Origin of the sequence: Cellulophaga sp., from assembly GCF_039943695.1 — a bacterium.
In the GTDB taxonomy this organism is placed as follows: domain Bacteria; phylum Bacteroidota; class Bacteroidia; order Flavobacteriales; family Flavobacteriaceae; genus Cellulophaga.
Genome location: NZ_JBDVAA010000030.1, coordinates 19,584 through 31,192, shown reverse-complemented (window position 1 = coordinate 31,192; position 11,609 = coordinate 19,584). Strand labels below are relative to the sequence as shown.

The window sequence follows — 11,609 nt, the reverse complement described above, 5'->3', positions numbered from 1 at the left end:
CAATTAATAATTGCCAAAGAATATTTACTTGGTCACCTTGACAAATAGAATTTGTTGTAACAAATGCATATTTAGAATTAATTCCATTTATAAAATGAGTAGCTTTATAGAACCAAGCAGAAATATAGTCAAGAGATTTATAGTTTTTAACATCTCCAAATACAAATGCCATATCTTCCTTATGTACTTTTTTTTGATTACGAGTACCATAATAAGGCGGATTCCCTAAGATATAAATTTCATCATTTTCATTTTTAGGACAGGTATCTTCCCAATTTAAGCGTGTAGCATTACCCTGTGTAATATTACCCGCTTCTTTTAAGGGTAATATTGGTTTAGCTTTACCAAAGTCATGTAATTCATCAACAAACTCTTTATTCATTTGGTGTTCTGCCAACCATAGAGACAGAATTGCCATTTCGTGCGCAAAATCGTCTAATTCTATACCATAAAATTGAGAGAGTTTAATATCTGTGAATACAATAGAATGTTGTGTTTCTAAACCGTGTAATTCTTGTAAGATTTGTATTTCTAGTTTACGCAACTCTTTATAGGCAATAATTAAAAAATTACCACTACCACAGGCTGGGTCAAATATTTTAAGGTTAGATAGTCGGAATATTAATTTACGTAATTTTCTGGCATTTCCCTTCTGTTTTTCAAACTCCTCGTATAACTCATTTAAAAACAAAGGTTCTATTACTTTCATGATATTAGGTACAGAAGTATAATGCATACCTAATCCACTACGATACGCAGGGTTTACCACTGCCTGTATCATAGAACCAAAAATATCAGGGTTGATTTCGCTCCAATCTAAATCACCACACTCAATAATTATTTTACGTGCTTCTTTTGTAAACTTTGGAGCTACAATGTCGTCTCTAAACAAACCACCATTCACATAAGGAAACTCTCTAAAGTGTGATGCTTCTTCACTATTATCTTCAGTATTAAGCACCTTAAAAAGCCTATCTAAAAATGTATGCGTATCACTTCCATCTTTTTGCGTATGTTGCTCTAATGTATCTGTAAACATACCCTCAATTGGAAATATATCTGTGTCTTCCGCAAAAAAGCAGAAGAGTAAACGAGATAAAAAGATATTTAAGTTATGACCGCCATCATCGTATATGCCAGGGTTTTCTTGTACTAGAATATCGTACATTTTAGCCATCTTTTCAGATGCCTTTCTATCTGCAAAATTCTCGTTCTTTTGAGCATATTTTTCTTGCCCTGCCCAAGGTAAAAAGAAACCAAAGTGTTTATGGATTTCGAGTATAGGAGTATCTAATGCTAAGCCTGTTCTGGTATCTTTTGCCAATAATGTTACATAATCTGTTACAATTACAAAGCGTGGATTGTGCTTTAATGAATCTACTTCTTTAGTTAATTCATCAATAGTATTTAGAAGTGATCCAGTTGCTACTTCTTTAAAGAGCATTTTACTTTTATAAAGTACTTCTCCTTCAACTTTAGATAAATTGAAGTCTCCTTTTTTTAAACGTGTAATAGATGTCTTAGAAATACCGTAGGCTTTCAGTAAGTCGAATACAAATTCTTCTTTATTGAAGTTTTCAACTAATGCTGTTACGTTTTTTTCTATTTGAGATGCGTTCATTTACTCTTTCTTGAACTTATAAAAATATAAATATATATTGATTTACCTATTACGGAATAGCGTAAATACTAGGATAAAAATTAATTAAATCTTAAAATGATTAAACGTAATAATTCCATTCTAATAATTTACAAATTAAAGATTGTATTACGCGGTGGCTGTGTGTTTTTTCTATTATATAAGCAGCATAGTTCTATTGCAAAATCCAAAAGATTTGGAGAACTTAGTTAAAAGCACTAAACCCGTGTTAACTATATACATTGTTAGCAACTGGTTTTTCTACTTTTTTACTTGACAACCGTGAAATGATAAAAATCAATAAAGCACCTCCCACATAAACCAAAAATTCAGACCAGTCATATCTATAAAATATTCCATTATAATCCCAATACCCTTCTGGTCTTTTAGTTCCATAAGCCCACATATTAGGTCTATCATGATATTTAAAAATTTTTACAAAAGGCCAAAATTTATCAGTTCTAGGAGAACCTTCGCTAAAAAAGTCTATTTCGCTGTAAGATGTAACTAGCGCAAAAAGATGAATACCTGACCAAATCAAAAATATTCTTAGGGCATTGTGTGACGGTTTTATTTTTTCAAACGTTTCGTTCGGCTTCTTCTCAGTCTTAACTTTTAGCTCACCTGATACTTCTGTTTTGGATGCTTTTTCTTCTTTTTTTGGTAAAGGAGGTGGTGACTTTTTTGTTTGAAGTGTCTTAAATATCTCTGGAATGTTTTGAATTTCAGCCCAATCACTTAACCCCTCATACCAAATTAGGGTGTCATTATTCAATTCAAGGTTTTTTAGTTCTTCCAATGTTATTGGTCCGACTTTTTCACCGCCTTTGGCGTAATAATATTCTAAATTCTCCATTGTGTGAATTTTATCTTGTGGCTAACTATATGTAAAGGCAATTAATTGCGTTTTTTCCTCCAATATAGTTGTACAAACCAATATGTTGCAGTTTGGTTGGTTTTGGTTGTTAAATTTTAACCAATGTAAAACTATTTTTTTGTGTTCAATTACGGAAATGTATAATTGGGTATTATTTGTTTATAATTGGTATAAAATTAGTTATGAGTAACCTTTTCTTTTAAACTTTTAAAAGTTGGTTTGTCTGTTGCTCTTGGGTCTCCTTGCAGTGCAATTTTGCGTGTCCAAATAGCAGCTATACTATAATGTCCAAATTCTTCGGTTACTTTACCGTAGCATGCATACACACCAATACCTGTTATAGGATATTTATCTACTACATTGGTAAAGTGTACCACATCAAAATAAGTGCCTTCTTGGTCTATAAACGTACTAAAACGCATATGTTTGTTATGCTTGGTGGTATTAAAACGTGTGTTTACCAAAATACCATACAACAAAACTTCTCTATGTACATAGTTTTTCATTTCTGTTGCTTTTGTGTTGCTAAGTAGTTTTTCTGCTATCATATCAAAATAGCTATACAACGGAAAACCTAAAAGCTCCATTTGGTCATAGGCATCTTCTAACCAAGAATGCTCTAATACTGGCAACTTAAAATTTCTGTGCTTTGGTTTAAATAAACTAGGATTTGCATTTCTTTTTTTTGATGAATTCAACTTAAAAATGGCTTGCCAATGCAATTGGTTTTTCTGTAGTTTGGTAAAGCTAAAAGCTCCTATTCTTATTAAAATAGAAAGTTGCTCTATGCTTATAGCAACTCTATCTATATAATCATCCAAAGAACTAAACTCACCATACAACTGCCGTTCTGTGAGAAAACGTTGTATTACTAATTTTTCAAGGTTCTTTAAATATCCAAAACCTAAGTAAATATCCTTACCATTAATAATGTTATGGTTATTGCTATTGTTAATGCATGGCGGATGTATATTAGCACCACACATACGAGCTTCATGTATGTAATGTTCTACAGAATAAAAACCTCCTCCATTGTTTAGTACTGCTACCATAAATTCTAATGGGTAGTAACACTTTAGATACATACTCTGGTAACTTTCTACAGCATAGGATGCAGAGTGACCTTTTGCAAAAGCATAGCCTGCAAAGCTTGCTATTTGTTCCCAAACGGTTGTGGTTAATTGGTCTGTGTAGCCCTTTGTTTTGCAATTTGCCTTAAACTTGTTTTCTACCCGCGTAAACTCTTCTCTAGATCTAAACTTACCGCTCATTCCTCTACGCAACACATCTGCTTCTCCTAAGTCTAAATTTGCAAACTGATTTGCTACTTTTAAAACATCTTCTTGGTATACCATAATACCGTAGGTTTCTGGCATTATGTCTGCTAAAATAGGATTGGCTTGTTTGCGTCTTTTAGGGTCTCGGTGTCTTCTTATATATTCATTCTTCATACCAGAACTAGATACGCCTGGGCGTATTACAGAGCTTGCAGCAACCAAACCTAAATAATCGTTAACTCTAAGTTTACTCATTAAGCCACGCATAGCAGGAGACTCTACATAATAAGCACCAATTGCTTTACCTTGGCTTAAAAGTTTGTTGATGTTTTTATCTACTTTAAATTTTTCAACCTGAGTAATATCTATGTCACCTACTTCTGGTCTATTTTCTTTAATAATATCTATGGCATCTTTAATTTTAGCCAAACCTCGTTGACCTAAAATATCAAACTTAAAAACACCTACATCTTCAGCTATGTTCATATCAAACTGTACCGTTGGGAAACCCTTAGGCGGTAAATCTGTTGCTGAATAGTAATGTATTGGTTTTTCTAGAATTAATATACCAGCAGAGTGTACACTAATGTAATTTGGAAACCCTCTAATAAGTGCACTGTATTTTAAAACCAGTTTACCCATTTCATCTATGTCATTCATAGAAAAATGACCTTTGCATAGTTTGTCTATTTCTTCTTTAGGCAAGCCAAATACTTTACCTAACTCCCTAACAACAGCCCTATATTTAAAAGTGTTATAGGTTGCTAATAATGCTGTGTTTTTAAATCGATTAAAAATATATGTGGTTACATCACCTCTATCTTTCCAACTAAAATCGATATCAAAATCTGGAGGAGAAACTCGATAAGGGTTAATAAAGCGCTCAAAATATAAATCCAACTCTATAGGGTCTACATCTGTAATCCCTATTATATAAGCAACAATACTATTTGCACCACTACCACGACCAACGTGTAAATAACCTTTGGAATTTGCGTAGCTTACTATTTCGTGATTAATTAAGAAATAGGAAACAAAATCCATTTCTTTAATTGTTTTAAGCTCCACCTCTAAACGCTTTGTAACGGTATTAGTTATAGTAGAATATCGTTTTGGTAACCCAATTTTACAAAGCTGTTTTAGGTATTCAAAATCTGCTTCTTTGGACTCTCCAAATACTTGCTGATTCTGCGACACTCTATTTTCACCAAAACCAAAACTTATAGAACAAGTAGACAACAGCTTTTTAGTATTTTCTATAATAAATGGGAAGTCACCATAGGTTTTTAGCAACTCATTTATGGGTAACATTTTTTCTGAAGGAAGTCCCTCTTCTGTTTTTTGAAGTTTACTTAGTAAGGTATTGTTTGCAATTGCTCTTAACAAGCGGTGCGCATTAAAATCTCTTTTATTTCTAAATGTAACTGGTTGCTGAATTACCAGTTTTTCTACATAAGATTTGTATTTAGAAAATGGCAATCGTTTTAAGTTTTCTATAGATATGCCTATGTATTCATTAGGTTTAAATTCTGTTTTTTCTAATTGTAAAACTTTTTCAAAAGGATAAATGAAATATGCATTTGCTAGCTCTGGTGCTACTACAGGTAATGGTTTTGATTTATGAGAATACAGTGATAAAAAATCATTCAACTCCTTAAAACCTTCATTGTTTTTAGCTAAGCCAACATACAACTGCTCCGCACCATTTCTAAAGTCAATACCAATTACAGGTTTAATACCGTACTCTTTAGATTTGCGAATAAAGTTTAAACAAGCAGAGGTGTTATTAATATCTGTAAGCGCCAAACAAGACACACCAAACCCTTTAGCCATTTCCAAAAGCTCTACTTCTGAAAATGTACCAAAACGCAAAGAGTAATATGTATGACAATTGATATACATTATTGCTTTCTATGTGCTAAAACTATTGGTGGTTCTCCGCTAAATGGATTATGAAAACGACCTATGGTTTTTGCTCCCATAGACGTTGCTCTCATAATACTTTTTTCTCCATACTTTTTACGTATATGATCCATTGCATCATATAGATTTAGCATCTCTTCAGTGTCATCAAATAAGTTAATTTGATAATTGCCAGTTACTATATCTGTATATTTTACGCCAACCAAGCGTATTAACAAACGTCTATCATATAAACGCTCAAATAACTCTAATATCTTAGGTATTAAAATATGATCTGCACTCGTATATGGTATTTTTATTTGTTTTGAATAGGTTTGATAATCTGAGTACCGAAGTCGAACAGAAATACAAGCGGTTAATTTATCAGCTCTACGTAATTGATACGCTAAATTCTCTGCCATAGCAGTTAATGTGGTTTTTAACTGCACCATATTTGTAGTGTCTTTAGTAAATGTACGCTCTGTAGAAATAGATTTACGCTCGTGAAAAGGAATTAAAGGAGGTCTATCTATTCCATTAGCTCGTTTCCATATTACTTCTCCTTTTGCACCTAAAGCACTAACCAACATTTCTACGGGCATTTCTTGCACTATCTGAACTGTTGTAATTCCTAAATTACGAAGTGTTTGATATGTTTTTGTGCCTACAGAAGGTATTTTCTGAATTGACAACGGTGCTAAAAATTGCTTTTCTAAACCATTATCTACCCGCATTTGATTATTAGGTTTAGCCTCGCCAGTAGCAACTTTAGAAACAATTTTATTTGATGATAAACCAAAAGATATTGGTAAACCTGTTTCTTTAATTATTGTATTGCGTAATTCTGTTGCAAATTTATAGGTACCAAAGAACTTATCCATACCTGTTAAATCTGCATAGAACTCATCTATACTAGCTTTTTCAAACAAGGGTACACGTTCTTTTATAATCTCGGTAACGGTTTGCGAATGTTTAGTGTAAATACTAGAATCTCCTCTAATTACTACTGCTTCAGGGCATAGCTGCCTAGCGAGCTTCATAGCCATACCAGAGTGTACTCCAAATTTTCTAGTCTCATAACTACAGGCAGCAACAACACCTCTGTCTCCTGTGCCTCCAACTAATAAAGGTCGCTTTAATAACCTTGAGTCAATTAAGCGTTCACAAGACACAAAAAAGGTATCTAAGTCTAAATGTAATATTGATTCTGATTTCATATATGGAAATAATCCATATTTATAATGGATATTTTCCAAAATTACACATTAAAGCAAATCAAAACTCATTTTTAACATTGTTGTTATTAACAATGGTTATTATATTATAAGAAGACTAATTCCACAGCTTTTCAAATCTACTACTCACTACCCTAGTATAATTTACTGTATGCTTTGGATCTCTATGCCCTAAGTAATCTTGTATTAGTCTTAAATCATAACCTTTGTTAGCTAAATAAAAACCACAGGAATGTCTTAACGTATGAGGATGTACATTTTTTATATCAGTTTTATCTGCTGCTGCTTTTACTATATAATTTACTGCTTGCCTAGTAAGGGGTAAATTTCTTTCATTTACAAAAAGCCAAGGCAAATTATCTTTTCTGGATCTTAAGTATCTTTTTATTGCACGTAGCTCATCCCCTACTATTGGATGTTCTACGGAAAGACTATTTTTTAATCTCTCTACCCATAATCTAGATTCCTTTAAATTAACATCAGTCAGTTTTAAATTAATGACTTCCGAAACTCTTAAGCCGTGCCTATACATCATTAGTAATAATAGATAATTTCTAATAGGATATCTACTCTGTTTAGAAGCTTCTAAAAGATCCTTTACCTCTGTATTACTTAAAAAATTTTTAGACCGCTCGTGATCATCTGTCGTTACTTTTATATTACTCTTTACATTTCGCCCCTTGACCATATTTTTAATGTATTATACCAAACCAGTAGATTCAATAACATTATTTGTAAACTCTTTACAAAATACACATTTTGTAAAGAGTTGATGACTTTATAAATATAATATCAAATGATATTACTATAGTAAGATAAAATATAACTGTGTTACTAGCAAAAAAACTTGATTCTTAGCGTAAAGAATAATAGAACAGAAATAAGGGGAAAAAATCAAAGGGGGAGATTACCCACCTAATTTGAACTAAAGGTTAACTTCTTTGAAAAAATCAGAGAGTTTCATCTGATAGTAATCACAGAGAGATGATAATGTACTAACTGTAATATTGACTCTAGCAGTTTCTATTCTAGAAATGTGAATACCCGTATCATTGTAAACATCCTCTTGAGTTAGAGCCTTACCCTCTCTCATTTGTTTAAGTTGTGTACAAATTTTCTGTATTAATATATCGTTTCTAAAATGACTTCCCATAAAGTTTGAAAAGTCGAAAGAATTTAGCATTTTTATAATGACATATATGTCATTAAATATAAATCATCATTAGCAACTATATTAAATACCAAATTGTACTAACAGACTGTGTTCCTGAAGATTCGAGAATGCCCATATTTGAATATTGGGGGTATGACAAAAAAGAGTCTGATTTCGTTTTTAAGGAAATAAATTTAGATAAGGACATTAGAAACAAAATATCTGAACATTCATATGCCATATTAACTTTTAAAAACTGCACATTATGTTTTCAAAAAATAAAAGTAAAAGTAAATAACAGGAATGAGTTTCTAAAAATAGTTCAGAAAAATCCTATAGTTTGTGAAACTTGCGCACAATATTCACCAAACTATAGTCTAAATTCTGAAATAAAAAAACCTATTAATATTATCCTTGGAGAATTAACTGATTCTGAGTTAAAAGTACTAACAGGAATAATAAAACTTAAAGACAAAAAACTGATATATAGACATATCTTTAATAATGATATACTAGATACTAAAATTTGGAAAATTATTAATCTATTACAAAGAAAAGGGTTAATAAGGGTTGAAAGGGATAGTAATTGGAAAATAGAATCATTTGAATTTGAAAATGAAATAAATAACTATATATAGTCATATATAATTTTTTAATCAATATCTTTTTCTTCTTCTGAAGGTCTATTTTTTAAACGATTAGCTAATTCACTAAAATTATCTACATCTCTGTATTTTTTTATTTCTATATCACTATTAACTCCTAAATCCTTGCATATATCACTGATTTCCTTAAAAGTTGGTAACCGTAATGTCTCTATTTTTTCAATCCTCCTAAATACTTCAGGGATTCCTATTACTTTTTTTTCTTTCCAAAGAAATAAATTATCATAAAAATATTCTGGCCCGGCTAGTATGATTCCTAATCTGTCACTTGTTTGATCTCTAAGCTCGTGAATATATTCTAATTGTCTTGGTTTAAATTTTCCTGCTTCATCTATTATTAATAATAATTTTCTTTTCCTTGCCCTAATCTTAGAAACGATAACATTAATTATATCGTATAACGATAAATTTAAAACATCACCTTCATAACCCACCGCATTTAATAACTCAATATAAAATTCTTTAGCACTCATACTCTTTCGTACTATCATATAAATTACATTTTTATTTGTTTTTTGATAATAACTAAGTCCAACAGTTTTTCCTGCGCCAGGATAACCTATTATAGCTATCATTTTTAATTCTTCTTTTGTGCTTTTGCACAGTTCTTGAATCATTAAAAAATTTAAAGTAGCATAAATTCTCATAGATCTAATCTTCTATAATTCTAATACTATCTTTTTTCCTCATCTCATTTCTTACTTTATTATAAGTGTTATTACTTTTATATTTTTCTTTTTTTCTCTTCATAAATCGCTTGCCCTTATCTTTAGGATAATTTAAACTGATTATTTCTGAAATTAAATAATCATCTTCAGCTTGGCGATAGATTTCTTCTTTGGTCTTTTTAGAATTGTAATCTTGAAGTATTGGTATAGAATTTAGTTCCTCCTTACCTTCATCCAAATCTCTCTTTACCATGTCAAATTGATCTTGCATTCGTTGATTCTGTTTTTCGCTAAACTTTTTAATCTTAACTAGTTCTTCAGGATTAGGTACTATAGCTATACGCTCGTCTATTTCTAATTTCCATATATATTCTCCATTTTTCATATCGAATAAGTATATTGAATTAAGATTGTCTTCATCATATCTTACATAAACATATTCATTATTAAGCTGATTGGCTTTCTTAATGTTTTGTATAGTATAAGTTACTACTAAACCTTTTACACTCATTCTGACCATCGAGTTTCTTATTTTTATTCTTTTTTGACTAAAGAATATTTTAGCTATGTCCCTTTTTAAAAAACTTCTTTTTGTAGCTAACCAACTAGTATCTTTGGAGTTCTTTTCTACTTTTTTATCGTTATTACAGGTATTAATAAGGCAAGTAATAGCATCGATTAACTGTTTTTTAGTTCGTAAGTTTGAAGGTTTATTATAAAATCTCTCTAAACTTTGAGCTGCTCTACCGTCAGCAATCTTAGATTTAATGCCATAACCTAAATTACCCATTAATTGATTTAAATATGAACTTGAAAATGTTCTAAACCATCTTTCTACGTGACCCTTATCTCTTGGGTTATACGGTCTCGATTTTCTTACATCAACTCCATATTCATCCATTATATTAATAAACTTTTTAAATTCTTCAGAGGAATATGATGAATGGCTGTCTACAACAATTTGTTTGGGAATTATAGAAAACTCCTTAAACGCCATTTTAATAGATTCCATTATTAAAACTTGATTTTCTGAATCTGAGAATGAATAACCAATAATTTTTCTAGTAAAAACATCCATTACAACACACAGGTATAGGGACTTAATTTTTTTATCTTCAGAAAGGTATTTAATGTTTAATCTTGTTGAATCTATTTGAAATAATTCTCCAATAAATTGAGGCTCTTTACGTGTTAGGTATGGAAATAAATCATTATATCCGAATTCAATTCCTTTCCTTAATATATCATATTTATTTCGAAACTCATTATTACGAATAAAAAGTGTTACTGAATTATAGGAGATTGTATTTAAGCCTCTCTCTGTTAATTCTAAATTAACGTTATCTCTAATTTGCTTTCTAGAATACGTCTTAGAAATACAGTAATAATATATAATTCTCTTTTTAGCAAAATTATTTAACCGATAATTATTTCTTCCAAAGCGCTTAAATCCGTGAACTAAAGCATCAGGAATGCCCATTCTTTCGGCTTGTAAAATTTTTTTAGAGAAATAATTATAACTTTCATTCCAAAAAACTGCATTTTCAAATTTTAAATAAACCGCATGAATATCAATTAGTTTGTAATTTCTACTCTTCTTTAATTCTATTACACAACTAATGATAGAATGGGTTTTTGCAAATAAATTTCTTTTTTCAGCATCTAAAAAATATAGTGTATAATTAGGTATATACTGTTTCCAATAAATAGGATTTTCCCATTGAATTGTTAATAACAAATTTATTTCACTTCTAATTTTTAAAACGTCATTTTTTTCTATTTCTCTTAATGTTTTTAAGGCTATATCCCTATTTGTAGAAATATTAAACTTTTTTAAAAGACGTTTCGGAATTGACTCATAATAAATCCATTTCTTATTGGTTATTGGATCCTTATGGGCGTGAAAAAAAATAGAATTACCTTTGTTGAACTTTGAGATACTATTTTCCATAGTTCTTCGGTTACAACCTAAATCAACTAAATAATCAATAGAAATTATTAGTTTCTTATCTTTAATCTTGTAATTATCCATTTGTCAAGAGTTTAATTAATATATACTTTTAAGTCATTGTATCTAAATAATATTATTCTAATCTTTATTCTAAAAAATTCTAATTAAGAAAATCGGGATTCCCTTTTATTTATATTGCAGGTATTGCAAGTATTGCATATATTGTAAATAACAATATGTAC

At 30.5% G+C, this 11,609-nt stretch carries 8 protein-coding genes; 1 reads left to right on the top strand and 7 read right to left on the bottom strand.

What is annotated here, in order from left to right; all coding sequences use genetic code 11:
- From ABJD66_RS02795 to ABJD66_RS02775, 5 genes are all read right to left on the bottom strand, one after another.
- The coding region (locus ABJD66_RS02795) for a DNA methyltransferase (RefSeq protein WP_348127966.1) at window positions 1-1,621 on the bottom strand (1,621 nt) is incomplete at its 3' end.
- 247 nt (window positions 1,622-1,868) lie between these two features.
- A complete protein-coding gene (locus ABJD66_RS02790; RefSeq protein WP_348127963.1) occupies window positions 1,869-2,495 on the bottom strand; it encodes a DUF4339 domain-containing protein in 627 nt (208 codons plus the stop codon).
- A gap of 197 nt (window positions 2,496-2,692) precedes the next feature.
- Window positions 2,693-5,695: a DNA polymerase III subunit alpha gene (dnaE, locus tag ABJD66_RS02785; protein WP_348127959.1), complete on the bottom strand. Its 3,003-nt coding sequence runs from the start codon at window positions 5,693-5,695 to the stop codon at window positions 2,693-2,695.
- Entirely contained in the window at window positions 5,695-6,912 is a 1,218-nt protein-coding gene (dinB, locus tag ABJD66_RS02780; RefSeq protein ID WP_348127956.1) for a DNA polymerase IV, read from the bottom strand. The genes dnaE and dinB overlap by 1 nt, the downstream gene beginning before the upstream one ends.
- 115 nt (window positions 6,913-7,027) lie before the next feature.
- Window positions 7,028-7,618, bottom strand: coding sequence for a tyrosine-type recombinase/integrase (locus ABJD66_RS02775; protein ID WP_348127953.1), 591 nt, complete (start codon window positions 7,616-7,618; stop codon window positions 7,028-7,030).
- Between the two features lie 593 nt (window positions 7,619-8,211).
- Between ABJD66_RS02775 and ABJD66_RS02770 the strand changes: the two genes are divergently transcribed.
- Window positions 8,212-8,721 (top strand): hypothetical protein, encoded by a 510-nt coding sequence (locus tag ABJD66_RS02770; RefSeq protein WP_348127950.1) that lies wholly within the window; start codon window positions 8,212-8,214, stop codon window positions 8,719-8,721.
- Between the two features lie 14 nt (window positions 8,722-8,735).
- On the opposite strand, the gene ABJD66_RS02765 is transcribed toward ABJD66_RS02770, so the two are convergent.
- Together ABJD66_RS02765 and ABJD66_RS02760 are read right to left on the bottom strand one after the other, a co-directional pair.
- On the bottom strand, window positions 8,736-9,395 hold the full coding sequence (locus ABJD66_RS02765) for an ATP-binding protein (protein ID WP_348127947.1): 660 nt from the start codon (window positions 9,393-9,395) through the stop codon (window positions 8,736-8,738).
- 4 nt (window positions 9,396-9,399) lie between these two features.
- Window positions 9,400-11,448, bottom strand: a complete 2,049-nt coding sequence (locus ABJD66_RS02760) for a transposase family protein (protein ID WP_348127945.1) — start codon at window positions 11,446-11,448, stop codon at window positions 9,400-9,402.
- Window positions 11,449-11,609: the final 161 nt, after the last annotated feature.